Annotated in this window: 24 protein-coding genes and 2 pseudogenes; 7 read left to right on the top strand and 19 right to left on the bottom strand. The window is 64.2% G+C overall.

What is annotated here, in order from left to right:
- From HMPREF3171_RS02585 to HMPREF3171_RS02545, 9 genes are all read right to left on the bottom strand, one after another.
- Nucleotides 1-587 (bottom strand): class I SAM-dependent methyltransferase (locus HMPREF3171_RS02585; RefSeq protein ID WP_070482617.1); only part of this gene is annotated, 587 nt, incomplete at its 3' end.
- Between the two features lie 73 nt (nt 588-660).
- Nucleotides 661-1,398: an ABC transporter permease gene (locus tag HMPREF3171_RS02580; protein ID WP_052205195.1), complete on the bottom strand. Its 738-nt coding sequence runs from the start codon at nt 1,396-1,398 to the stop codon at nt 661-663.
- Nucleotides 1,395-2,147, bottom strand: a complete 753-nt coding sequence (locus HMPREF3171_RS02575; RefSeq protein ID WP_034666004.1) for an ABC transporter permease — start codon at nt 2,145-2,147, stop codon at nt 1,395-1,397. The genes HMPREF3171_RS02580 and HMPREF3171_RS02575 overlap by 4 nt, the downstream gene beginning before the upstream one ends.
- Complete coding sequence (locus HMPREF3171_RS02570) at nt 2,144-3,187, bottom strand: ABC transporter ATP-binding protein (RefSeq protein ID WP_034666007.1); 1,044 nt, start codon at nt 3,185-3,187, stop codon at nt 2,144-2,146. Before HMPREF3171_RS02570 ends, HMPREF3171_RS02575 begins: the two co-directional genes overlap by 4 nt.
- The gene (locus HMPREF3171_RS02565) at nt 3,184-4,362 is read right to left on the bottom strand and encodes a saccharopine dehydrogenase family protein (protein ID WP_034666009.1); all 1,179 of its coding nucleotides are present in this window, start codon (nt 4,360-4,362) and stop codon (nt 3,184-3,186) included. Before HMPREF3171_RS02565 ends, HMPREF3171_RS02570 begins: the two co-directional genes overlap by 4 nt.
- Nucleotides 4,355-4,702, bottom strand: coding sequence for a hypothetical protein (locus HMPREF3171_RS12280; RefSeq protein WP_070482615.1), 348 nt, complete (start codon nt 4,700-4,702; stop codon nt 4,355-4,357). Before HMPREF3171_RS12280 ends, HMPREF3171_RS02565 begins: the two co-directional genes overlap by 8 nt.
- Nucleotides 4,699-5,037, bottom strand: coding sequence for a hypothetical protein (locus HMPREF3171_RS12275; RefSeq protein WP_070482613.1), 339 nt, complete (start codon nt 5,035-5,037; stop codon nt 4,699-4,701). The genes HMPREF3171_RS12280 and HMPREF3171_RS12275 overlap by 4 nt, the downstream gene beginning before the upstream one ends.
- Nucleotides 5,038-5,211: 174 nt before the next feature.
- The gene (locus HMPREF3171_RS02550; protein ID WP_246815306.1) at nt 5,212-7,458 is read right to left on the bottom strand and encodes an ATP-binding cassette domain-containing protein; all 2,247 of its coding nucleotides are present in this window, start codon (nt 7,456-7,458) and stop codon (nt 5,212-5,214) included.
- Nucleotides 7,459-7,565: 107 nt separating this feature from the next.
- Nucleotides 7,566-8,069, bottom strand: coding sequence for an ECF transporter S component (locus HMPREF3171_RS02545; protein ID WP_218079185.1), 504 nt, complete (start codon nt 8,067-8,069; stop codon nt 7,566-7,568).
- A gap of 733 nt (nt 8,070-8,802) precedes the next feature.
- Between HMPREF3171_RS02545 and HMPREF3171_RS02540 the strand changes: the two genes are divergently transcribed.
- Complete coding sequence (locus HMPREF3171_RS02540; protein ID WP_070764471.1) at nt 8,803-9,078, top strand: anti-sigma factor; 276 nt, start codon at nt 8,803-8,805, stop codon at nt 9,076-9,078.
- 55 nt (nt 9,079-9,133) lie between these two features.
- Here HMPREF3171_RS02540 and HMPREF3171_RS12270 read toward each other — a convergent pair whose 3' ends face one another.
- Nucleotides 9,134-9,304 carry a hypothetical protein gene (locus tag HMPREF3171_RS12270; protein ID WP_218079174.1) on the bottom strand — a complete coding sequence of 57 codons (171 nt, stop codon included), beginning with the start codon at nt 9,302-9,304 and terminating at the stop codon, nt 9,134-9,136.
- A 181-nt stretch (nt 9,305-9,485) separates the two neighbouring features.
- A pseudogene (locus HMPREF3171_RS11805) lies at nt 9,486-9,836 on the bottom strand (recombinase family protein); the annotation flags it as partial.
- A gap of 110 nt (nt 9,837-9,946) precedes the next feature.
- Here HMPREF3171_RS11805 and HMPREF3171_RS12265 point away from each other — a divergent pair.
- Nucleotides 9,947-10,069: pseudogene (locus HMPREF3171_RS12265) on the top strand (IS3-like element IS1206 family transposase); the annotation flags it as partial.
- 133 nt (nt 10,070-10,202) lie between these two features.
- Here the strand turns inward: HMPREF3171_RS12265 and HMPREF3171_RS02535 are convergent.
- From HMPREF3171_RS02535 to ychF, 6 genes are all read right to left on the bottom strand, one after another.
- Nucleotides 10,203-10,937 (bottom strand): ATP-binding cassette domain-containing protein, encoded by a 735-nt coding sequence (locus HMPREF3171_RS02535; protein ID WP_016456434.1) that lies wholly within the window; start codon nt 10,935-10,937, stop codon nt 10,203-10,205.
- A complete protein-coding gene (locus tag HMPREF3171_RS02530) occupies nt 10,924-12,708 on the bottom strand; it encodes a hypothetical protein (RefSeq protein WP_246815305.1) in 1,785 nt (594 codons plus the stop codon). The genes HMPREF3171_RS02535 and HMPREF3171_RS02530 overlap by 14 nt, the downstream gene beginning before the upstream one ends.
- A gap of 227 nt (nt 12,709-12,935) precedes the next feature.
- Nucleotides 12,936-13,220, bottom strand: coding sequence for a lactococcin 972 family bacteriocin (locus HMPREF3171_RS02525; protein ID WP_070482606.1), 285 nt, complete (start codon nt 13,218-13,220; stop codon nt 12,936-12,938).
- Between the two features lie 506 nt (nt 13,221-13,726).
- On the bottom strand, nt 13,727-14,368 hold the full coding sequence (locus HMPREF3171_RS12260) for a host-nuclease inhibitor Gam family protein (protein ID WP_224212873.1): 642 nt from the start codon (nt 14,366-14,368) through the stop codon (nt 13,727-13,729).
- Between the two features lie 54 nt (nt 14,369-14,422).
- A complete protein-coding gene (locus HMPREF3171_RS12255) occupies nt 14,423-15,238 on the bottom strand; it encodes a recombinase family protein (protein WP_246815304.1) in 816 nt (271 codons plus the stop codon).
- An 18-nt stretch (nt 15,239-15,256) separates the two neighbouring features.
- Nucleotides 15,257-16,345, bottom strand: coding sequence for a redox-regulated ATPase YchF (gene ychF, locus HMPREF3171_RS02515; RefSeq protein WP_070482604.1), 1,089 nt, complete (start codon nt 16,343-16,345; stop codon nt 15,257-15,259).
- Nucleotides 16,346-16,428: 83 nt separating this feature from the next.
- On the opposite strand from ychF, the gene HMPREF3171_RS02510 reads away from it, so the two are divergent.
- From HMPREF3171_RS02510 to HMPREF3171_RS02500, 3 genes are read left to right on the top strand one after another with little or no spacing between them, the layout of a single operon-like run.
- On the top strand, nt 16,429-17,805 hold the full coding sequence (locus tag HMPREF3171_RS02510; protein WP_070482602.1) for an AI-2E family transporter: 1,377 nt from the start codon (nt 16,429-16,431) through the stop codon (nt 17,803-17,805).
- 31 nt (nt 17,806-17,836) lie between these two features.
- A complete protein-coding gene (locus tag HMPREF3171_RS02505) occupies nt 17,837-18,886 on the top strand; it encodes a DNA recombination protein RmuC (RefSeq protein WP_070482600.1) in 1,050 nt (349 codons plus the stop codon).
- A gap of 11 nt (nt 18,887-18,897) precedes the next feature.
- Nucleotides 18,898-19,575 (top strand): DUF6542 domain-containing protein, encoded by a 678-nt coding sequence (locus HMPREF3171_RS02500; RefSeq protein WP_186806843.1) that lies wholly within the window; start codon nt 18,898-18,900, stop codon nt 19,573-19,575.
- Between the two features lie 53 nt (nt 19,576-19,628).
- Here the strand turns inward: HMPREF3171_RS02500 and HMPREF3171_RS02495 are convergent, their stop codons facing one another.
- Entirely contained in the window at nt 19,629-20,600 is a 972-nt protein-coding gene (locus HMPREF3171_RS02495; RefSeq protein WP_070482596.1) for a 4-hydroxy-3-methylbut-2-enyl diphosphate reductase, read from the bottom strand.
- A gap of 103 nt (nt 20,601-20,703) precedes the next feature.
- Between HMPREF3171_RS02495 and xseA the strand changes: the two genes are divergently transcribed.
- Together xseA and HMPREF3171_RS02485 are read left to right on the top strand one after the other, a co-directional pair.
- A complete protein-coding gene (gene xseA, locus HMPREF3171_RS02490) occupies nt 20,704-21,960 on the top strand; it encodes an exodeoxyribonuclease VII large subunit (RefSeq protein WP_070482594.1) in 1,257 nt (418 codons plus the stop codon).
- A 42-nt stretch (nt 21,961-22,002) separates the two neighbouring features.
- Nucleotides 22,003-22,272 carry an exodeoxyribonuclease VII small subunit gene (locus tag HMPREF3171_RS02485; RefSeq protein ID WP_070421676.1) on the top strand — a complete coding sequence of 90 codons (270 nt, stop codon included), beginning with the start codon at nt 22,003-22,005 and terminating at the stop codon, nt 22,270-22,272.
- 10 nt (nt 22,273-22,282) lie between these two features.
- On the opposite strand, the gene HMPREF3171_RS02480 is transcribed toward HMPREF3171_RS02485, so the two are convergent.
- A complete protein-coding gene (locus tag HMPREF3171_RS02480) occupies nt 22,283-22,855 on the bottom strand; it encodes a DUF4245 domain-containing protein (protein ID WP_070482592.1) in 573 nt (190 codons plus the stop codon).
- Nucleotides 22,856-22,880: the final 25 nt, after the last annotated feature.

Genomic DNA, 22,880 nt, shown 5'->3' with positions numbered 1-22,880 from the left:
GCTTCGGCGAGGTCCTCGACCTCGCTGCCCCGGAACACCCGGTGGCCCATCTTCGCAACGACGGCCATGTCCACATGCTCGTTCACGTCGGGATCCTCGACGAACGTCTGCACGTAAGCGATGCCTCCATCGGCGAGCAGCCCGGCGACCCTGCCGAGCGCGGCTCCCGCATCCTTCATTTGGTGGAGCGCGCCACACACCCAGATTTCACAGGCCCCGCCGGGCTCTCCCGCGAGCGGCGTGAGGATGTCGGCAACGTGGAATTCCGTCCGGGCCCCAAGCCCGTCGGCGGCGGCGCGTTCGCGGGCGATGCGGATCGCATTGGGCGACAGGTCGTAGCCGACGATGTTCGCCCTGCGATAGCGAGACTCAGCGGCGAGCGTGCGGGCGAGCCACCCGGTTCCGCAACCGAGGTCGAGGACCCGGGCCGGCGCATCCGGCCCGGGATCCAGCGCACGGAGCTTCCGGTACACGGCGGCGTCCATCGGTTCGCGCGCATAGCGGCTGAGGAACCTCGGCTGGACCTTGTCCTCGTAGGCCGCGAGGAGTCTGAGGTTGTTCTGGACGATCTGGGCAATCGACTTCATCTGGTTCTGTCTCCGGGTGTGTGGGCCGCATCCACGCGGCGGTTTCGGGTTAGATGCTCGGATTCGCGGGCCGTCATGCAGACTCCCCCGGCCTCGTTTTCACGGCGATGCCCCACGCCGCGAGCACGGCGATGCCTAAGAACCAGGCCGCGCAGACCACCAGACCCGCAGCCCCGGTGCCGTTGACGGCCTCGCCGGCCGCGGATACGGGGGTGTGCCCGGCGATTCCGCGCAGGAGGGGACGGAAGTGGTCGGCGGGCATGAGCACCGTGTTGACGAACATCGCAACGATGATTAACGGGATGAGGGCCACGGAACCCTGGGGGCTGGTGATGGAGAACGCGATGTACGTGCCGGTGCATGCGGCCGCCGCGGCAACCATCGCGCCGGTCACCGCGATCCTCCACCACCAGGACACCTCCGGTGGGCCGTCGGAAAGCAAGGCGGCCACCGCCGCGACGACGGCCGTCATCGCCATGATCCGGATGAACTCGGCAATGATCCGTGCGGCCGGCACGGCCGCGTACGGCGCCGGCATGGTGATCAACCGCTCGTGGAAGCCATTGCTGCGTTCAACGAACACGGTGGATGATCCCGTGATGGCCAGGATGAACGCCCACGCCGTCACGACCAGGATGACCGCGTTCCGGAGTTCGAACTCTCCGGTGAGCTGCCTGACCAGGCCACCGAACATGCGGTTGACGATGAACAGGTACACGAGCGGAGCAATGAACGTCATGAACCAGAAGTCGGGGCGCCGCAGCCAAATGTGGGCGATGCGCCGCAGATGCACGAAGATGGCGCCAATCATGATTCGCTCCTCGAGGTGAACCGGCGGATGAACAGGACGATTCCGGCGACCGCCGCGACACCGAGCCACAGGGCGGCCTCTTCCCCGGCGCGATCCGGGAAGGCGTCCGGGGACGCCGCCCTAATCACCTCGATCACCGGCGAAAAAGGCATGTGGCGCACGACGTCGCGAAGGGAGCCGTCCAAAGCGGTCGCCGGAATGAACGCGGTGGAGAACATGAGCAGCAGCATTTCCAGCGCCTGGATCGATGAGGCCGTCGACACCGGGGCGGGCACCATCAGGATCACCCCGTCCGTGACCAGGGACAGGACCGCCGCGGCGAGCAGCGACCACAGGACAGTCCACGCGACGTCACCGACAGCCATGTCGAGGCCGCAGGCCCACGCGACGACCAGCAGCGCCGCGATCGACGCGGACATCCGCAGCACATCGGTGACGAGCCTGCCGGCGACATAGCCGCCTGTGGCCCCGGGCAACACGCGCACGCGGTCAACGAGCCCGGATTCGACGTCCTGTCCCACCGCCATCGCCGACGCCGCGGCGGTGAACATCGCCGCCTGGAACAGGCAGCCGCCGAGCACGAAACGCAGGTACCCGAAGCCGGATTGCTCCGCCGAGTACCCGAACACCGCGTACAGGCACAGCAGGAAGAGGGGCGGAACCACGAACATGGAGATCAGCGACGCGGTGTTGCGTCGCAACAGCAGCAGATCCCGACGGAGAAACGCCGCGACCGACGTCGCACTCATCGCGCCGCACCCCCTGCGTTCATCGATATGAACACCTCGTTGAGGGTGGGCGGCGACACGCTCAGCGAATCCGGCAACGCTTCCGAGGCCTCCATCGCCTGCGCCACCGCCTCGAGGACCCGCGGTCCGGGGTCGACGTCGAGGGACACCGACTTCCCCGCGACGCGGGCGCCGTCCAGGCACGTTCCCCCGAGGCAGCGGGCGAACGCCTCCGCCTCGGCGGCGGTGGCGAAGGACACGCGGAGCACGTGCGACCCGAAGGCGCGGCGCAATTCCTCCGGCGTTCCGCTGGCGACGATGCGGCGATCCTTGAGCAGATGGACGTGGTCTGCCAGCGCCTCCGCCTCTTCCAGGTACTGGGTGGTCAGCACCAGGGTCATTCCGTCGTCCCGCAGTTGCCGGATGAAGCCCCACAGCTCTTCGCGGCTGACCGGGTCCAGCCCCGTCGTGGGTTCGTCGAGGAACAGCAGCCTGGGCACGACGCACAGCGACGCGGCGATGTCGAGGCGGCGCCGCATGCCACCCGAATAGGCCGACGCCAGCGTCGAGGCACTGTCTGCGAGCGAGAATTGCGCGAGCAGTTCCGTCGCGCGGGCGGCCGCGGCGGCGCGGTCGAGTCCGCGCAGCCGCCCGAAGAACTCCAGGTTCTCCCGGCCGGTGAGGTTCTCGTCGATCGCCGCGAATTGGCCGGTGGTGGCAATGTCAGCGCGCACGCCCGCCGGGTCCTCTTTCACGTCGCGCGAGAAGATGCTCACCTCGCCGGAGTCGGCGGTGATGAGCGTCGACAGGATTCGGATGAGGGTGGTCTTGCCTGCACCGTTGTGGCCGAGGAATGACACGATCGCCCCGGTGGGCACGGTGAAACTCACGCCGTCGAGCACATGCTTGCGCATCCGGGCACCGCGCTTTCCCTTGCGCCCGCCGTCCGGCGGGGCACCTGCCCCGCCTTCGGGCGGGGTGCCCGCTTTGCCCGCAATCGGGTAGCTCTTCGTGAGGTCGCGGACGACGATCGCCGCACCTCGTTCAGCTTGATCCGTCATCGTTTCCCCTTTTCTTTGGTATCGCAGTGGGCCGCTGTCGGCAGCGGCCCCGTGGTCGGGTTGTCATGTGGCACCTCGATATGGATGCCCGCATCGCGGGCGAAGGCGAGGACCGGTTCGAGGAGCCGGGGGTGGCCGACGAGATCCCGGCACCCCGGCGCGACCGGCTTCCCCGCGACCGCCACAACGGTGGCGGCAGCAATCGCCGCGGTCATTTTGTAGGAACCCGGGCCGGTCGCCCGGACGACGGTCGTCTCGGCCGCCGGCCCCGCATCGCCCGCGCCGGCGGAGGACAGTGCGACGACCAGCTCGGCGGGTTGCGGAGTGCCCTTCGCCCGCGCCTTCCGCGATGTCACGGCCGCTCCGAGACGGGCGAGCAGACCGGAGACAACGGGCATCGAGTACAGTCTCGACGTGCGGATTTTCTCCACCGACTCATCGGGGAGGGCATCGAAGGCGACGTGGTAGGAATATCCACGGATCGAGGGGCACACCTCGCGTACGACGTCGATGTCCGGGCATTCGTAGCTGATTCCGCTTTGCGACGACACCGGGTTGCGCCGCACCTCGACGATGGTGCCGCCGAGCATCGTGCGGTATCCGCCGCGGATAGTCCGGAACATCGACTCGACCGACGCGGCCCCGGATTCCTGGTCGGCGCCAATTCGCAGATCGACCCGCACATCGCGGACCTCTTCGGCCCCCGCAGCGCGGGCCCCGAGCATCAACAGGGCCGTCGACAAGCCCGGGCACAGGCCGAACCCGGTGAGCACGGGAACCCCCTCCCGCCGAGCATCCCCGTCGAGGGCCATGATCGCGCGGCGGGCGTCGATCGAATCGTTGACGTCGATGTACCCGGTGCCTGAGTCGATGCAAGCACGGGCGAGTGAGTCTGCATGCACCTCGAACGGGCCGGTGCAGTTGACCACCCAATCGTGTTTGCGGAAGACCCTGCAGATCTCGTTGTGGCCGGCGGCGATCCTCAGCGGGAAGTGCCGCCCCGGGCCATCGTCCGGTTTCTGCCGGGAAGTGTAGGCCAGCTCAATCCCATCGACGACGCCGAGCATCCCCCGGACGAGCCGTCCGGTGACGCCGGTACCTCCGGCCACCAGCACTTTCACGGGTTCGCCCGCGTCGCGGTCCCGTGCTTCCCCGCCGTTTCGTCGGTCAGTCATGTTCCATTTCGTTTCCCCGGTCCCGCGACCGGTCGATTCCTTCGGACGACGGGTCCGCTGCCCTGTCGTCCGTTTCCGGCGCCTGGCGCCGGCGTTCGATGTACTCCCCGATGAGGGCCCCGGTCAGCGCGGCATCCTCTCCGAGGACGAACGAATAGTGGTTTCCCGCGACGCCGGCGACGCAGAGGTCATCGACGAGGTGGTCCCGCCACTGGTCGTGGTTGTGAGCCTCGCCGTCATCGGGGAAAACGAACAACGCCTCCCTCACCCGACCCTCGGGCCGGTACCGGGTGCGGGCATCGATGAGCGAGCGCAGCGAGTTGAACTCCGTCGCCGTCACCCGGTCGCCGGAAAGCCCAAGGTCCTCCAGGAGCGTCGGTGCGACTGCTGCGGCCAGGGCACGCAGACGGGCCCCCGTTCCCCGTCGGTCTCATCGACCCCGCCGAACTCCGCCCAGAGGCGGGCAACCGGCGTTCCGTGCGGGAGATCGGCGATCGAGGGCGCCACCCGGGACAGCAGCCCCTTTTCGGATTCCGCGCCGAAATCCCCGACGTCGACCGCGATCCCCGGAGCCAGGCTGTCGAGAAACACCAGCGCGGGATCAAGATCGGCCCCCTTTTTCGTCTCATCGGCCTTGTCCCGAAGCACGTCGCTGATGGTCCGGATCGTGTTCATTGGTACCTCTTTCGGTTGTCGGCGCCATGCCGGTGCCGGGCGGACCGGGCCCGCATGGCGTGACCCGGAGGATGTGTCTGAAGGGTTGAAAGGGTGAAGCAACTGGGTGGGGCGCGTCTCCGCACAAGCTCGGAAACGCTCGCGGGCCCGGGACCCGCCGGTTCCGGGCGTCCGTCAAGTCACTGCGGACACCAGGGCGGCGACGAAGGCCGCGGCGGACGCTGCGGCCGCGAATCCGTCACGCACTCGCCAGGGGTGATCGGTGCGGAAGGTGCGCCGCGGATGGCGGCCGAAGTTGCGCATCGCCAGGGTCAAGGACAGCTTTTCGGCGCAGCGCACGGCGCTGACGAACAAGGGAAAGGCGATGCGCGCGGGCGTCGTCGCGCGAATGAAGCCGGAGCGGAAAGACTGCCCCGGTCGCATCGAGCGCAATCTAATCGCCCATGTCAGATGGGGGATTTCGCTGCGCAGGAACGCCGCGATGCTCACCCCGGAAATCGCTATGGTGCACCATGTGTAGGGCACCCGGAAGCGTTGCACCATGGCGTCGAAAAGCTCCTCGACGCGCATGCACGCGGAGACCAGGACCGTCCCCGCGAACACGGCCGTCAGCAGCAGTCCGTGATGGATGCCGTGGCGGACGGCCTCCGCCGGATCCCCACCGCCGTAGAACTCGGAGCGCCACCCGAGCAGGCCGAAGAACACCCCGATCAACAGGACGAGGAGGACCTTCCCCGCCGTCGCCCGAACGTCGCGCTCCGCGATTGCAGCGAGTGCGAGGAACGCGACCCCCGTCAGCGCGAGAACGGCGTCTCCGCCGGAGAGCAGCCCGGCGACGAGGACGAGCATCACCGCCGCGACGATCGTGATGGCGTTCAACCCCGCGCGCCTCCGAGCGGCGGATTCACCGGTCCAGGGGCTTTCGTCCCCGGACGTCCGTGCGCCGGCCACGGGCAGTGCGCGATCCCGCCGGGACGACTCCGGGGCAGCCGGCACGTCGGCCGCGGGACCGGACCAGGCGACCTTCCCTTCGGCGACGATGCTCGCCCGATCCGCCCACGTTCGCGCGACACGGCGGTCGTGGCACGTGAACACAACGGTTCCGCCGGCCCCGGCGTATTCCGCCAGCGCATCCAGCACGATGCGCGCGCTCGGCGAATCCAGGTGCGCCAACGGCTCGTCGAGAAGCAGCAAACGGCGATTGGCCGCCACCGCCAGGAAGATGCCCAACCGTCTTTTCTGTCCGCCCGACAGGACGAACGGCGAGACGGGGTCAAGTGCCCGGGGGAACAGGGCTTCCCGCAGTTTCCGCAGCTCATCGGTGCCGAGTGGCCCGTGCGGGTCCGTGCCGGCCAGCGCGGAGTCGATTTCCGCGGCGACGGTCGCGCGGGTGAACTGGTGCTCGGGGTTCTGGAACGCCCACGACGCGAAGGCGTCGGGGACGCGCCAGGCGGACGCGCCGTCGATCCGGAGGTCCGCTCCCGCCTTCATCTGGCCCGACAGCACCGCCAGCAAGGTGGACTTACCGGCTCCGTTGGCGCCGACTAGGGCATGAATCTCGCCCCGTTCCAGTGTCAGATCGGCCCCGTTCAGGATCTTCTCCCCGCCTCGGGCCACGTGGGTTCCGGTCAAGGCCAGCAGTGGAACGGCATCCGCCTCCGATTCCGGATCGGTGCCATTCCCGGCCCTCCGGGACTTTCGCCGCCGGTCCGGACCGGGACGGTCCGGTGCCCCCGTGCCCGGCGTACTGGTGTCCGGCGTTCCGGCGGTCGCGGCCGTCGTCGCAATGCCCTTCACCACGATGTTATCCGGCGCTCCGTGGGCGGCGACGCTCCCGTCCGCATCGAGGATCGTCACCGTGTCGACCCACCCGTCGAACGGGCGGAGGTCGTGCTCGATGAGCAGGATGACGCGCCCCGGGGCCCGCAAGTCACGGATGGCGGCGAACAGCGACCGGCGACCGTCCTCGTCGACGTGGGCCGCGGGCTCGTCGAAGATCATGACCTCCGGCGCCCTGGCCACCGCACCGGCGATGGCCATCCGCTGGCGTTGCCCGCCCGACAAAGCCCACGGATCCTTCTCCGCGAGCTCTGACAGCCCGAGCTCCGCTAGGGCCTCGGCTGATCGCTTGGCGACGATGCCGGCTTCCACGAGGGAAAACTCGAGGGCCATGGACACGTCATCGACGACTCGGAGCGTGAGCACCTGCGTCGCCGGGTCTTGCCCGACGAAGGTGACCCGGTCCCGGTCCACGGGGCATTCGGTGCCGTCGGCATCGACGATGTGCACGGATCCGGCATGGTCGATGGGGATGTGCGAGGGTATCAGTCCAGCGATGAGGTGGGCCAGGCTCGTCTTTCCGCATCCCACGGGTCCCGTGATGGCGTTGATCGTGCCGAAATCGAAGGAGAGGTCCACCATGTCGGGTGCCCATCGCCCATCGGCGTGCCGCACTCCCGCGCCACTGACCCACAACCGGGCCGGGGCCGTCCCGCGTGTCGCACCGGCGCACGCGGGCGCTCCGCCGGTCATCGGGTGACCCCGCGGCTGCGGAGCCCCTTTGCGACGGCAAAGCCCAGGACCAAAAACACCAGGCTCGATGCCAAGGCTACGGCGAAGCTGATCAGGGCCATGGGCGTGGTCGGCGAGTCGACGCCGACGGCACGCGGGGCCATCGTTCCCATCAGCGCGGAGAATAACATCGCCGACGCCACGAACTGGGGACGCGTCCACCGCCGGTACAGGGTGACCATGAACGGAAGCTCGATGAGCAATCCTTCCATGATCAGCGCCCCGATCGCGGCGACGCCGAACGGGGTGGTCGCCGCGGACACGACGCCCATGGCAAGGCACGCGATGAGGCTCGCGCCAGGCTTGCGGACGACGATGAGGGGAACGACGCACGGCAGGAACCACAACCCGAGCGTCGCCGCGACGAGATAAACGTGGGCGATGCCGGCGAACACCTGCAGGTAGGTCAGGGGCACGACGATGAGAGACCCCGCGACGCCGATCGCGGCGGCGACGAGCATGTCGCGGGTGTATGGTCGGCCCCCCACTGCGACCGGTGCGGCGTGTACCAACCGCCCGTCGTCCGTCTGCGACGCCACCGCGTCGCCGTCGCCCGTCCCGTCCGGGCCCGCGTCCCCGACTCCCCCTCCGGAGAGGGGTTCTCTGGTCGATCCACGTTTTCTGTTCATCGTCGCCGCCTCGCTTCCGTTGCCGATTCCCGATCGGGACCATAACTTGAAACAGTATTAGGTTAGGCAATCCTTATCAACTTATGCCAGACTCGAATTATTGACTTTGCCCCCGTTCCCCCCCATTTCGTTGTTAGCAGTTCCACCTCAGGGCACCGAAGATTCATAGCCTGTCCACCCGATTGGGCGGGTTATGTTTATTTCCGTTCCCTCCGTCTGAAAGGACAGTAGAACTAGTCGCTGGCTTCGGTATGGCTTATTCCCGCCCCTGTCTGAAAATGATCCGGGGGTGATGCCGCCGAAGACAGTGACATACTCAAACTGCTAATAGGAACCTGACCCAGCCCAGGTGGTATGAGGTCTCACAGTAATGTAGATGCCAGTACTAAGTATGTCCGACCACCCCCAGCGATGAAGCTCAAATAGTCCAACTTCTAATTCATCGCTAGGAGGAACACACCCATGGCCTATGACTTCGTCATTGGCGTGGACGTCGGCAAATACTTCCACCACGCCTGCGTCCTCGATCCCCAAGGCAGACGCGCGTCAAGGTCAGGCCGACGCGATGGGCGCGAGCCTCGACATCGCGATCAGCTCTGACATGGGCAAGGGCGGCGCCATGGTCAACGGCCAGCCAGCTCTCGACGACGGCATGGGGGCACAAGTGTGGGCAGTCATGGATGACGGCGCCATGGAATCGGCTGGAGTCATCGGCCAAGAACCCCACGACGACGTGTGGATGCCGCTGCCCGGTGGAACTGCTTCAGTCCTCGTCACCGAGGAAGTCGCCGCCGGCGCGGCGCAACCCACCGGTGCGGTGCTGGCCAACGTGACGCTCTAGTCCCGGTTCCCTCCCTTGGCGCGCTTCAGCGCCGAGCACCGGACGAGAGCGAAGTTCACAGCACAATCCAGCCGACCAGGGCCGCGCCGATGACGACCGCCCAGGGCGGGACCTTCCACGAGGTGGGCGCGGCGTAGCAGACCACGGTGATGGACAGAGTGATCACGCCGGAAACCCCGGCGGTGAACACCGGGGTGTACAGCGCTGCACCGAGAATGCCGACCACCGCGGCATTCGCTCCAGCCAGGGCCGCACCTGCGCGTGGTGTCTGGCACCGAGGAAGGACGCGAACGTGAACAGCGGGCCTGGCATCGCCTGCGTTGCGCCGTAGCCGGCGAGGACGGTGTCTGCCCTCGCTCTCCACGCTGCTGTTGGGCGCGTGACTGCCTAGCCCCTTTACGCTCGACTTCACCGCGTGCTACGGCCGCCTTGATGCGCGCGAACATCCGGCCTCCGTCAGTACTGAGGTCCGCATCACCATTCGCGGTAAAAAGCTTCAACCCGTGCTGTTCCGCTCTGTCGATCCACCCTTCGAGCTGCGCGGGCTGCCGCGTTAGACGATCCAAGTCCCAGCAGATAATCGCGTCTAGCTCGCCTCACTGAAGACTAGCCACCATCGCGTCGTAATCGGGACGTTCCACGTCTTTCTTAGAGGCCGAGATCGACTAATCCACATAGGTGTACACGACCATCCAGCCACGCTGCTTTGCAATGGCTTCACAGTCTTCGCGCTGACGCTCGATGGCAAGACCGTCCATTGCAGCATCGAGCGAGATGCGAAGGTAAATGGCAGCACGTGTTGTCATACGACTAACACTGGCGCGCCTTAAGTTACATTGAACTTGAACTCGACCACTTCGACATCAGTCGCCAAGAAGTCTTCCGGTGGTGCATGCGCTACAACACCCGCAGACGGCACTCCTGGTGCAACTTTCTAGCCCCCAATGACTTCGAAGCACTCACATCAGCTACGCTGACCCAAGCAGCATAGCTAACCCCCGACGTGTCTACTTTCCGGGGGTCAGGCCCGTGCTCGACAACCCCAGCGGACTCAACGCCCACGCCAGCGTCGCGGTCCATGCGGCCGGGTACCGGAAGGTGGCCAAGGCCGCGGGCATCGCGATTTAATCCCGCGCAGAGCCGGAGACTGTGACCTGGCGATCATTGATGCGCAAGGTGCTGTCAGCGGCAGCAATAACTGCGGCATCGTGCGTGGCGGCCAGAACGAGTGCGCCCCCGTCCGCAGCTCGCCGCAGGAGCGCGATAACTTGGTCGCGGTTAGTGGGGTCGAGGGAGGCGGTCGGCTCGTCAGCGAACACATAAGCCGCGCCGCGGAGCAGGGCTCGGGCGATCGCCAGCCGCTGCTGCTCGCCTCCGCTGAGAATAGCTGCCGGCCCGTCGAAGGGGACATCAAGACCGACTTCGCCGAGGGAGTGCAGCAATTCTTCTTTGGAGTATTGCTTCCTGGATAGCCCGAGGGTGAGGTTATCTTCGCAGCTTAGTTCGGGAATGATTCCGTGGTCTTGGTGGATTATCGCTGCGCGTTCTCGCCAGAACCTCCGCCTCCGCTTCATCCTCCACGCGGAGGCATTCTCACCGTCTATCCGGAGGAGGCCGTCCGCCGGCGGCAGGAGCCCGGCCAAGGTGTTGAGCAGCAAAGTCTTTCCGGAACCGCTGGCTCCACAGATGGCGACAAAGCCTGGCCCGGGTAGGGAAAACGTTGCATTTTCCACGAGGGACTTCTTCACCATCCGCGTGCTGCGCCCCACAGAAAAAGTCGACTCCGCGGCGAGACAGAGATGAGAGGTGGAAATCTCCGGCGGCAGAGTGGGGGACTGATTGGGGCTAGCCAATGACATTGTGACTCCTAGGGGAGGCGGACATGTGCTGAGAAATACTGAGACGGACAAAACCGAGGTAGACGATTAAGACAAGGCAGCTTAGCGCGGTGAAGGTGTAGAGGAACGGGTTGGGAAGCAGTAGCGGAGCCAGGACGGACAATATGACGACAACTGTCAGGCTGACCAGTTGGCTTTTGAATAGTCGCCACATCGTTTTGTCCGGTGATTGCCCAGCGCTGTGGAGGAGTGCCAGGAGGCGACGGTGAACTCGGAGCTGGATGCGCGCCTGGACTATCAAGGCCGCAAGCGTGGCGAGCAAAGCTCCGAGGACGCTCAGGATACTCAGCCAGAACAGCGCCGTGCTGGCTACTAGTTCGGCCAGACCGCGATCGGCCGCGCGTACCGGGTACACGTAGCCTTCGAGGCCGGCAGCGGTAAGTTCTGGACCCAGTTCCGAGAAATCCGCGAAGAGCAAATTTCCACTCGAAGCTGTGGAGCCTAGGAAGTCTGCGTCGAAGCCGGATAGATCGTCCGTTTCAAGCACGTAAAAACAATCGCCGGGAACCAGTTCCCCCGACATTGTTCCACTAATGAATCCGACCGCATGATCGGCACTGACCGGACCAATTTGCGCAGATTTAAGGAGCAGGTCGCCGGATTCCTGAGCCCACAGATCCACGGAAGCTGCGAAATGCTCTTGGGCTGCGGAATAGTCGACCGAGTGGTTGTCGTCTCCGGGACGGAACTGATAATCCTGCAGATCGTGCCATTGGCGGTTAGCAAGTGCCACGGGGCAGGAGTCCGGCACACCGGTACCTTCTTTCGGCAAAGTATGGCTGAGGACAGCCCCGTGCTCCCGTTCCCAGCTGAGCGCGAAGTCGCGGAAGTTCTGCTGCAGACTGGGCGGCAAGAGCTCGCCTCCTTCCACGCGGCCAGCAGGGCCGTCGAAGTTGGCTGAAAAATGCAAGGCTCCAAACTCCGCGAGAGATTTCCAGGTCTGCTGGGCCTCGGATTCCTGCTGGTAGGAGCGGAGCGCAGCCGCTGAGCTAAGACTCGCTGCTACAAAGGTCACGCAGGTAAAGACCGAAATTACTTTCAGCGCTTTTCCCGCCGCCTTCTCTGCGGGGGCACGCTGCCCCAGCAGCGCTACTGCGCGGCGCAACAATGGGGCGGTGACGGCTACGGCCAAACCGGTGGTAGCCAGGGCCAAGCCTATCCCGGCGGCGTAGAATCTGAGGAACAGGAGGGCAAAAGAATAGCTCCCTTGGCGGGCGAGGAATGTACTCGCAAGGCCAATGAGAACTAGGTGCGGGAGGATGACAAAGGTCCATTGCCGCCAATTGCCTTTTTGACTGCGGTGCCCTCCATTTATTGTGCGCAGCGCTGCCAATCTAAGACCGGAAACCCGAAGAACAAATACCAGGGCAAAAAGGGAAACGACAAATAGAAACAGGATCGCCACCAACGCGGGCAGGCGGAATACGACCGATTGGATGAGGTGAAGGAACTGCGTCTTTTCGCTTAGCCTGAGCCCGTCATTCCTGGCCGATTCGTAGAAGTGGTTCGCATTGCCACCCGTTGCTTTGGGAACCAAGACGTAGTCACCGTGGTAATCCAGCGACCCAAGCTCACTGGCCGCTTGGCTCAAGGCATCCGGCCGGTTGAGCCGGGGAATGCGTTCCGGTGCTGGATAATTTTGCTCCAGCGGGATGAAAACCTCGTGGGAAGTCCCGCTTGCGTCATCGGTGCCAGTCAGCCGGTAGATGGAGTAGCCGTTCTGCTCGGCCAATGAAACCAGTGAGTTACGGATTACCGTCGGTGCGTGGTCTGACTCAAGTTCCTCCGCGAGTGAAGTCTTAGGCTCGACGTAGTCAAGACTAAAGGTTGATTCGACCCCTAAGGACAAGGGCTTGGTGGAGTCAACCAGGGCTGTCAGCAGCCACCCAGTAGTCGCGATGACTGCAGCAAGAAGTAGGCTCAAAAGCCCAAGTACTAGGGGTCGAATGCGCATGAGTTCTAGCAGAAGTTGTAGTAGTAGCTGTCCTTAGTGCCCGGCAAATTCGTTGCCCAAAGCTCGGCGATCGACTTCTGGCCGCCGCGGGTGTTGATGCTTCGTTGCGTTCTGTCGTTGACGGTCACAGTCGAAGTATGGCACCGATTCACGGTGAAATAAGAACGCGCCTTAGCGTCCCAGAATCCGTACTCCCAGGTACCGCCACCTGCAGGGTAGCGAACTTTCCGGCCGACAGATGCCCAGTAGGTTGTGAAGGCTGGTGCTGCCTCGCCGAGTAGCTCGGCCATCACACCGGAAGCAAAGCCTCCCTTGGCGCCGTGGTCTTGGAATTCTTCTGCGGAAGCAACGGCTGAGTTAGATACGGAAACGCTCAGAGCAGAGGCAATCAGCAGCGCTGCAAACTGCCGAGTGCGCTTTTTTGGGGGGCATAACAGTCTCCTTTGAGAGAGGAAATGAGGCGGGATTGCCTCAAAAGGGAAACTACCCTAAGTGAATACAAATGGGAATAGAACCAGTTTTCTAATTATATTGGTACTTTTCACAGGCCTTAGGCTCGGGAGGGCGGTGGTTGTCCTTGGTCCGCTATGTCTTGGATTCACCCCGTACGGAGTGGGGTTGCCCGCAACACGCCCTTTCGTCCTTGCTCTCTTCTGACGTCATCCTCGCCAACGTCAGCTGCGCGAAACTCCTGCCTAGTTTCGCACGCCGCAAGCGCACGGTGTCGTGCGCTTGCTTAGGCCGCCCCTAAGGCGCAGCACATGCGCGCGATTGTTGATGTGCCACACACTGCAACCTAGTTCCACACGATCTGCACCGATTCAGGGTTGAAGGTCTTGGTGCCGCGCACGCCACGGCGCAGGCGCACCTGGCACAGGGTGTTGATGACTCGACGCTGCACGGCAAGCTCTGCGTTGTCGAAGGCGTCCACGGGCGAGGCGTAGCCGGTTGTGTCGAGCAGCGCCGATGCGCCAGCAAGGCGGGCACGGCGCGTTTCGAGTTTCTCGATCTGCGGCTCATAACGGTTTCGCGCGCGCTTGAGGTCACGGGCCTCGATAAGCTCCTCGTCGTAGTCAGCCTGGACGCGGGCGAGCTTTGCGCGAAGCTCAGCGAGTTCGTCGTCGATGGCGTCGACCTCGTCGTCATCCGCAGTTGGCAACAGGTCTGCTAGATCGTCACGGCCAAGGCGGGCGCGGATCACGGCGAGCACAAAATCATCGACGCTGTGAGTGCGCACTAAGCCACAGGCCGCGCAGCGGTAGCGGTCGGCATGCGTGTGCACGGGGTTGCCGCACTCGTCGCAGACATACAGGCCCGAGCCAAGATGGCGGCGAGTGTTCCGGCGCTCCTTGTTTGTCAGCCGGTCGGGATCATCGAGCACGTTTTGCACACGCCACCACAGATCGGGTGTGACGATCGGCTCCCACTGCCCTTTCACCGGCTCGCCGGTATCGGGGTCGCGGACGATATGCGTGACACGGCGGTATTTGTTCTACACGCCTTTGCGCTTGGCCTTCTTATAGGTGGAGTAACCGGCATACACGGGGTTGCGCAGGATCGAGTGCAACGACGTGTAGGCCCACGGCTGGGCGTCGGGAACCGACTTTTCTTCCTGGCCAGCAGCGCGACGGCGTGCGTTGCGCTCTGTGACCACGGTGTGCATATGGCGCGGCGTGGTCGGAATGTCCGGCAAGCCCGGTTGATCGACCCCAGATAAGGCGCGCGCAATGTCGCGCATGGAGTTGCCCCTCTCGACAGTGCGGAACATACCGAGCACGGCGGCGGCTTCGGATGGGATGATCTCGCCGGTGGAGGTGTAGCCGATCGGGCGCACACCGCCGGAGTACCAGCGGCCCTGCTCGGTGCGCTGCTGTTGCGCACGGGATTGGCGCATGCTTTTGCGTTCGATCTCGCCGCGCGCCACGGCTGCTTTGATACGCGCGTACATTCTGCCGCCGTCGGTGGCAAGGTCAGCATCACCGTTCGCGGTGACGAGTTTCAGCCCCTGCTCTTCCGCCCTGTCGATCCACTCTTCGAGCTGCGCGGGCTGTCGTGTGAGGCGGTCGAGGTCCCAGCAAATGATCGCGTCGATCTCGCCGCGCTCAAAGGACGCCACCATCGCGTCGTAGTCGGGACGGTCCACGTCCTTCTTTGATGCAGAGATCAATTGATCGATGTAGGTATGCACGACGTCCCAGCCGCGTTGCTCGGCGAGGGCTTCGCAGTCCTGACGCTGCCGGTCGATGGCGAGGCCGTCCATGGCAGCATCTAACGAGATACGGAGGTAAATAGCAGCGCGCGTAGTCATACGCTACTCATAGCGTATTTAGGTTACATTGAAACGAAACTCCACCACGTCGCCGTCGACCATGACGTAGTCCTTGCCTTCCTGACGGACCTTGCCGGCGGCGCGGGCCTCGGCCATGGAGCCGAGCGCGTCCAGGTCTTCGAAGCCGACGATCTCGGCCTTGATGAAGCCCTTTTCAAAGTCGGAGTGGATCACGCCTGCGGCCTTCGGGGCGGTGTCCCCCTTGTGGATGGTCCAGGCGCGAGCCTCCTTCGGGCCTGCGGTGAGGTAGGTCTGCAGGCCGAGGGTGTCAAAGCCGGCCTTGGCCAGGGTCTTCAAACCTGGTTCGTTTTGGCCGACGGCGGCGAGGAGCTCGGCTGCGTCTTCGTCGTCAAGTTCGAGCAGCTCGGTTTCGGTCTGGGCGTCGAGGAACACAGCCTCGGCAGGGGCGACGAGTTCGCGCAGTTCCTGTTTCTTCGCCTCGTCGGTCAGCACGGCTTCGTCGGAGTTGAAGACGTAGAGGAACGGCTTGGCGGTCATCAGGTGCAGGTGGTGCAGCAGCGCCAGGTCGATGTCGCCGGTTTTGGAGGCGGCGAACAGGGTGCGGCCGTCTTCAAGAATGGCCTGGGCCTTCTTAGCCTCCTCGGCCTGGTCGGCGACGTCCTTGTCCTTGCGGCCGTCCTTCTCCAGGCGTGGCAGGGCCTTTTCGATGGTCTGCAGGTCCGCGAGGATCAGCTCGGTGTTAATCACGTCGATGTCGGAGGACGGGTTGACCTGGCCGTCGACGTGGATGACGTTGTCGTCGGAAAACGCACGCACCACCTGGCAGATCGCGTCCGCCTCGCGGATGTTGGCCAAAAAGGCGTTGCCCATGCCCTCGCCCTCGGACGCGCCCTTGACGATGCCGGCGATGTCCACGAAGGACACGGTCGCGGGCAGCACACGCTCCGAGTCGAAGATTTCCGCCAGCCGGTCCAGGCGCGGATCCGGCAGCTCCACCAGGCCGATGTTCGGCTCGATGGTGGCGAACGGGTAGTTAGCGGCAAGCACCTCGTTACGCGTCAGCGCATTAAACAAGGTGGATTTACCAACGTTGGGCAGACCGACAATTCCAAGAGTAAGGCTCACGGCGCTCCATCCTATCCCACGTTGTGGCGCTGGTTGTGAGGGGTTCGTCGCAAAGCAATGTGCAGTGGGGCACAATAGTTCGCGTGACCGCTCCGAATCAGACTGCAGACAAGCGCGACGACCGCGTCGATCGCATCGTGGTGTTTAACGCCTGGGTTTCCTCCGGGGCGAAATTTACGCTGCGACTGCTGGTCATCGCACTGTTTTTCTTCGCAATAGGCAAGCTCATCGGCGCCTTCTGGGTGGGTGTGTTGCCTGCGGTGCTCGCGCTGATTGTGTGCACGGTACTTGCCCCGGTTGCGAGCTGGCTGCGCAACCATAAGTTCGCCGATGGCCTCGCGGCGATGGTGACCATGCTGCTGTTCTTCGGGGTGCTTGCTGCCCTCGGCATGATCGTTGCCCCAGACATTGTGGGCCAGTCGCGGCTGCTGTACATCCAAGCGCTCGAGGGTGTGCAGCGCCTGCAGTTGTGGGCGCAGGGTCCACCGCTGAACCTTAACCCGGAGAACCTGAACGAGGGTGTCGACGAAATCACGCGGTGGGTCCAGAACCAGGCCGGCGCCATCGCCGGTGGCGTGTTCTCCGGCATCAACACCGCGGCAGGCCTGTCGGTGACGCTGATGGTGCTGTTCGTGCTGACCTTCTTCTTCCTGAAGGACGGCCACCGCTTCCTGCCGTGGCTGCGCGGCGCGACGGGCGGACGCACGGGACTCCATTTCACGGAACTGTTGACCCGCGCTTGGAACACCCTGTCGGGCTTCATCAGGGCGCAGGCGGTGTGCTCGCTTATCGATGCGCTGGTGATCGGCATCGGCATTGCCATCGTCGGCGTTCCCATGGCGTTCACGCTTGCGATTATTACGTTCGTTGCAGGCTTCATCCCGATCGTCGGTGCGGTGGTCGCGGGCGCGCTGGCGGTCCTGATCGCACTGGTCACGCTCGGGTTCACCAAGGCCCTGATCGTGCTCGGCATCGTCCTGGCCACCCAGCAGCTTGAGGGCAACGTGCTCTCTCCCCTGCTGCAGTCCAAGGCGATGAACCTGCACCCGGTGATCGTGCTGATCTCCGTGACCGTCGGCGGCGGCCTCTTCGGCCTCATGGGCGGCTTCCTCGCGGTACCAGCGGCGGCGATGATTGCTGTGGTGTACCGCTACGTGCTGGATATCCTGCGCATCAACGCCGGCGAGGTCCGTGCCGAGGACCTCACCTTCGCCACTCCGGAAGGCAAGCTCATTGCGGAAATCGACGAGGCCGAGTCTGTACACAAGCGCGAGGCGTGGCGTGGCGAGCGTGACTGGGTGAACGCTCCGCAGACCCCCGAAGAGGACGTGCAAGAAGGTGATGAGGACAAGGAGTCGCCCCACTTCGCGTCGAACAGCTTGAAGAAGTTGCGCGAGGTAGGCAATCGCACCATCTTGCGCCGCAGGGAGTTCGAACATAAAAGCGAACCCGACGAGTAGTGTGTCGTGCCGGGGTGGTTAGATCTCCGGCATGCAAACCTCCACGGTCTTTCTCATCCTTGCAACGGGTCTCCTCACCGGGTTTATCGTCGGGGTGTTCACCGGCGTGGCGTGGTTTCGCCGCTCTGCGCCACAGCCGGCGCCGCCGCAGGATCTTCGCCCCGTCGCTCGCGCGTTGAAGGACATGCGTGAGCAGATTGATGCGATGGATAAGCAGCAGGCGGTGGCGTCGTCGGCAATCGCAGGGCAGGTGCAGGCGATCGGGCGCACCTCCGCGCGCCTCGGTGACCGCACCGATCAACTCATCACTGCGCTGCGCTCCCCGCAGACGCGCGGGCGTTGGGGCGAGATGCAGCTGGAGCGCGTCGTGGAGCTCGGAGGCATGCTCGAACATGTCGACTTTGATACGCAGGCGCACATGCGTATCGACGACACCCGGGTCCGCCCCGACATGATCATCCGCCTCACCCAGGGCCGAAACATCGTGGTGGACGCGAAAGTTCCGTTCGGCTCTTACCTCGACGCGCTGAACACGGACGATCCTGAGGAGCACGAGGCCCACCTGCGTCGCCATGCGCATTTGTTGCGTTCGCATGTGGATACGTTGTCGGGCAAGGCCTACATTGAGGCGTTTCAACCCACCCCGGAGTTTGTTGTGTTGTTCGTTCCGGCGGACCCGTTTTTGGATGCCGCGCTCGGGCTCGATCCGCAACTCCTGGACTATGCGTTTTCGCGCGACGTGGTCATCGCCACCCCGACCACACTGTTTGCGCTGCTACGCACAGTGGCGCTGGGGTGGCGGCAGGAAGCTATCAACGCCTCCGCGAAAGAGGTCCAGCGCCTCGGTGCGGAACTGCATCAGCGTTTATCGACGATGGCCCGCCACTACAACAAAGTCGGCGCCTCATTGGAGAAGGCAGTTGAGGCATACAACGCCACGTTGGCGTCGATGGATTCCCGCGTGATGGTGACGGCCCGCAAGCTTGAGGAGGCCCATGTTCCCGTACGGCGGGAGCAGGCGCCCGAGCTGAATCCGGTTTCAACGCGTGCCCGGCACATGGCGGAGGACAATGACAGGTAAGCTGCGTCAGCGTGTCACATCTTTCGAGCCGGAGCCATTCCCCTACGTCCGCCACCTTTGTTGGGTTGCCGACGGGGTCTGGCCTCGGCATCGTGTTCGCCGCCCTGTTCACCGGCGTGCTGCTGTCGCTGTCCGCAGGTGTAATTTCGTGGCCCTTTCTTGCGCTTTACGCCCTCGCGGTCATTGTGGTGACCACGTTGGTGAACCCGAAGGGGCTTTCCCTGACGGTGACGAGCGCACCATTAATGTTTGTCGCCGCGCTGGTGGCCACGGGTTACTTCATGTCGCGCGAGAGCCTGTCGGCTGGCGGCGCGAGCGCTAAGACTGCACTGCTCGGTATCGCGTACCCGGTGGCGGAGTACTTCCCGGTACTGTTTTTCACCACCGCGGGCTCGCTGCTTATCGCTGCGGTGCGGCTGCGACTGATCCGTCGGCAAAACGATGCGATTCGCCGACGCGAAACCGCCCAGCGGACCTCGCAGAACCGCAGCAACCGTCGCACAAATTCTCAAGGGCGGAGGGCTCGCGAGCAGGCTCGGTCGGTTCCTGTGCAGGAGTTGTTGGAGCGGGCGAAGTCGGAGGGGGCGCGTCGTCGCAAGGCAAATGCGGGTGGCTCGCGTAGATCCGGTGAAACCGGTGGTTCTTCACGTGCGGTTCACCGCCTCGGCGAGGACTTGTACAAAGGCTAAAGGCCTTGTCCCGATGTCAACGGGGCAAGGCCTTTGGTCGTTCTCGGCGGGGTTTATGCCTCGAGCGGTGCCTCGCGGCGCGGCAGGCGCAGTTCGCGCGGCAGGGAGAACGTGATGGTCTCCACGGTGGTGGTGACCTCTTCCACGTCGCCGTAGCCCTTCTCCCCCAGGTAGTCGAGCAGTTCGCGGACGAGGATGTCCGGCACCGACGCGCCGGAGGTCACGCCGACGGTGTTGACACCGTCGAACCAGGCATCGTCGACCTGGTGGGCGTAATCGACCAGGTAAGCATTCTGCGCACCGGCCTCGAGGGCAACCTCGACGAGGCGTTTCGAGTTGGACGAGTTCTGGGAGCCAACCACGATGACCAGGTCACTTTGGGGCGCGATCTTCTTCACCGCGGCCTGGCGGTTCTGGGTGGCGTAGCAAATGTCGTCGCTCGGCGGGTTCTCCAAGTTCGGGTAACGCTCGTGCAGTTTGTTGACGATCTCCATGGTCTCGTCGACAGACAGCGTCGTCTGGGACAGCCACACCAGCTTCTGCCCCTCCGGGAAGTCCGGCAGGCGGTCGACGCCGTCGACGCCGTCGACGAGGTGGGTGATGTCCGGAGCCTCACCTGCGGTGCCTTCGACCTCTTCGTGGCCTTCGTGGCCGACGAGCAGGATGTGGTAGCCGTCGCGGGCGAAGCGCTTCGCCTCGTTGTGCACCTTGGTCACCAGCGGGCAGGATGCGTCGAGGGTGTGCAGGCTGCGCTCCTTGGCGGATTCGCGCACTGCGGGCGACACACCGTGGGCGGAGAACACGAGGTGGGATCCTTCGGGGACCTCGTCGGTTTCGTCGACAAAGATCACGCCGCGGTCCTGCAGCGTCTCCACCACGTACTTGTTGTGCACGATCTCCTTGCGCACGTAGACGGGGGCGCCGTACTTCTCCAGCGCCTTTTCTACGGTCTCCACGGCGCGATCCACGCCTGCACAGTATCCGCGTGGGGACGCGAGTAGCACTTTCTTACCCTGATCAGTCATGGAACCAACCCTAACGAATCTGCGTCAAAAACAGTAGGCGGGTAAATCGTGCCCGCCGGGTACTGTTTACCTGGCAGAAGAACTGGGGAGAAAGGAGCATCGCATGGCACAAGCGCAAGGGGCGCCGCCGAAGAGCACGCCGGAAACGCCGTGGTCTGTGGCCAAGCTCAATAACTCCGTGAAGAGTTGGATCGACCGGCTGGGTTGGTTGTGGATTGAGGGTCAGCTCACGCAGATTAATACGAAGCCGTCGTGGCGGCTGTCGTATATGACGTTGCGGGACACGCAGGAGCAGGTGTCGGTGCAGTTGACGGCGGAGACGTCGTTACTGACCGGCATGGCTGTGCCGTTGAAGGACGGCGACCGCGTGGTCGCATACGGTAAGCCGACGTTTTATCAAGGCCGCGGCTCGTTTTCGATGAAGGTGGCGGAGATCCGCCACGTTGGCGCGGGCGAGTTGCTGGCGCGCATTGAGGCGTTGCGCAAGCAGTTGGCGGCCGAGGGCCTGTTCGATCCGGCACGCAAGCGCCCGCTGCCCTACCTTCCGAAAAAGGTTGGCCTGATCACGGGGCGTGGTTCGGCTGCTGAGCGTGACGTGGTCACGGTGGCGCAGGGACGTTGGCCACAGGTGAACTTCGAGATCATCAACACGCCGGTACAGGGGCCGACGACCGTGCCTGCGGTGATCGAGGCACTGCAAGTGCTGGATCGCGATCCGGACGTGGAGGTGATCATCATCGCCCGCGGCGGCGGTTCGGTTGAGGACTTGTTGCCGTTTTCGGAGGAGGCCCTGCAACGCGCGGTGGCGGCCGCTGGCACACCTGTCATTTCGGCGATTGGCCACGAGCCGGATAATCCGGTGCTGGACAATGTGGCTGATGTTCGCGCCGCCACCCCAACCGATGCCGCGAAGCGCGCCGTGCCGGATGTTGTGCAGGAGCGTGCGCTTATCGACGAAGCACGTGCCCGCATGTCCGCCGCCCTGCGCGGATGGGTGCAGCGGGAACGAAACGGCCTCGCGTCGATTCGCACCCGTCCTGCCCTAGCGGATCCGATGATGGCGATCACGCGCCGCCGCGAGGAAGTGGAGCGCGCCCAGGCGTTGATCCGCCGCGACATTTCCCATGTGCTGCAGCGTGAGAACCAGCAGGTCTCGGCGTTGCGCGCCCAGGTGTCGGCGCTCGGCCCCTCTGCAACCTTGGCCCGTGGTTACGCCGTGGTGCAGGTGGTTCCGCGCGACCACTCTGGCCCTGAGGTTGTGACCTCTATTGATCAGGCTCAGCCCGGCGCGCAGCTGCGTATCCGTGTCGGCGATGGCTCGATTACCGCCGCTTCGATGTCCACCACTCCCGCTGATTAATGCAACCAGCTGAAGTCAACTAAGAACGTTTAAGGAACACTCATGACAGACAACACGTTTGGATCCGGCCAGGCGAACGACAACGCTTTCCCGGACCCGGAGACGCTGACCTACGAGCAGGCTCGCGATGAGCTTGTGGAGACGGTGAAGATTTTGGAGCTCGGCCAGATGAGTTTGGACGAGTCGTTGAAGTATTGGGAGCGCGGTGAGGCGCTGGCGAAGCGGTGCGAGGTGCTTCTCGACGGCGCTTCGAAGCGCGTCGAAGAAGCCATCAGCACCCGTCAGGTCAGCGGGCAGGCTCCTGAGCAGTAAGTACTAGAAGCTACTGGGGTGTGATCGGAGTAGCCTTCAGCGCTGCGCTGATGAGCTCTTCGAACTCGTCCGTGCTGCCTGCGCCGGTGACGACGAAGCGTGCGTCGCCGGCGTCCACAATCCACAGGTCGCGGACCTCGCGTTCGTCGCTGGTGTAGACCTCGACGTCGGTGTCGTCGATACGCACTGTGCGATCGAGCATGCGGTTGTCGGCGTTGGAGGCCTGGAGCGCCGCATCCTTATCGACGCCAGTCTGGGTGAGTTGCAGGTAGCCACGGTTCGGGGTGACCCACCCGACGACGGGTGCCGAGTTGCCGGCAAGCATGCTGCGGCGCGCCGAGTTGGTGGTCCAGCCTTCTGGCATCTGCGGGTAGCGCACCGGGTAATCCACCGCGCGCGCCTCGAGGTCGAGGAACGCTTCTGCGTCGACCTCCTGCACGGGGCCGGATTCGGGGGCGCCGGGGTTGAAGGAGCACAGCCCGGTCGCGCCGACAGCGACGAGCATGAGCACCACAATGAGCACGGCGTTGATTGCCATGTCTCGGCCGTTTTGGAAGATGCGGGGTTTCTTGTCGTTTGCCACGCGTTTCAGTATGTCATGAGCCACC

The organism is Corynebacterium sp. HMSC08F01 (assembly GCF_001807545.1).
GTDB lineage: Bacteria > Actinomycetota > Actinomycetes > Mycobacteriales > Mycobacteriaceae > Corynebacterium > Corynebacterium coyleae.
This window is presented reverse-complemented; position numbering and strand designations above follow the sequence as displayed.

Excerpts from the sequence above, each read along its gene's own strand:
- HMPREF3171_RS02580 (WP_052205195.1), bottom strand. The coding sequence starts at position 1,398 with ATGATTGGCGCCATCTTCGTGCATCTGCGGCGCATCGCCCACATTTGG.
- HMPREF3171_RS02575 (WP_034666004.1), bottom strand. The coding sequence starts at position 2,147 with ATGAGTGCGACGTCGGTCGCGGCGTTTCTCCGTCGGGATCTGCTGCTG.
- HMPREF3171_RS02570 (WP_034666007.1), bottom strand. The coding sequence starts at position 3,187 with ATGACGGATCAAGCTGAACGAGGTGCGGCGATCGTCGTCCGCGACCTC.
- HMPREF3171_RS02565 (WP_034666009.1), bottom strand. The coding sequence starts at position 4,362 with ATGACTGACCGACGAAACGGCGGGGAAGCACGGGACCGCGACGCGGGC.
- HMPREF3171_RS12275 (WP_070482613.1), bottom strand. The coding sequence starts at position 5,037 with ATGAACACGATCCGGACCATCAGCGACGTGCTTCGGGACAAGGCCGAT.
- HMPREF3171_RS02550 (WP_246815306.1), bottom strand. The coding sequence starts at position 7,458 with ATGGTGGACCTCTCCTTCGATTTCGGCACGATCAACGCCATCACGGGA.
- HMPREF3171_RS02545 (WP_218079185.1), bottom strand. The coding sequence starts at position 8,069 with ATGCTCGTCGCCGCCGCGATCGGCGTCGCGGGGTCTCTCATCGTCGTG.
- HMPREF3171_RS02540 (WP_070764471.1), top strand. The coding sequence starts at position 8,803 with ATGGGCGCGAGCCTCGACATCGCGATCAGCTCTGACATGGGCAAGGGC.
- HMPREF3171_RS02535 (WP_016456434.1), bottom strand. The coding sequence starts at position 10,937 with ATGTCATTGGCTAGCCCCAATCAGTCCCCCACTCTGCCGCCGGAGATT.
- HMPREF3171_RS02525 (WP_070482606.1), bottom strand. The coding sequence starts at position 13,220 with ATGGCCGAGCTACTCGGCGAGGCAGCACCAGCCTTCACAACCTACTGG.
- HMPREF3171_RS12255 (WP_246815304.1), bottom strand. The coding sequence starts at position 15,238 with ATGACTACGCGCGCTGCTATTTACCTCCGTATCTCGTTAGATGCTGCC.
- HMPREF3171_RS02505 (WP_070482600.1), top strand. The coding sequence starts at position 17,837 with ATGCAAACCTCCACGGTCTTTCTCATCCTTGCAACGGGTCTCCTCACC.
- HMPREF3171_RS02495 (WP_070482596.1), bottom strand. The coding sequence starts at position 20,600 with ATGACTGATCAGGGTAAGAAAGTGCTACTCGCGTCCCCACGCGGATAC.
- xseA (WP_070482594.1), top strand. The coding sequence starts at position 20,704 with ATGGCACAAGCGCAAGGGGCGCCGCCGAAGAGCACGCCGGAAACGCCG.
- HMPREF3171_RS02485 (WP_070421676.1), top strand. The coding sequence starts at position 22,003 with ATGACAGACAACACGTTTGGATCCGGCCAGGCGAACGACAACGCTTTC.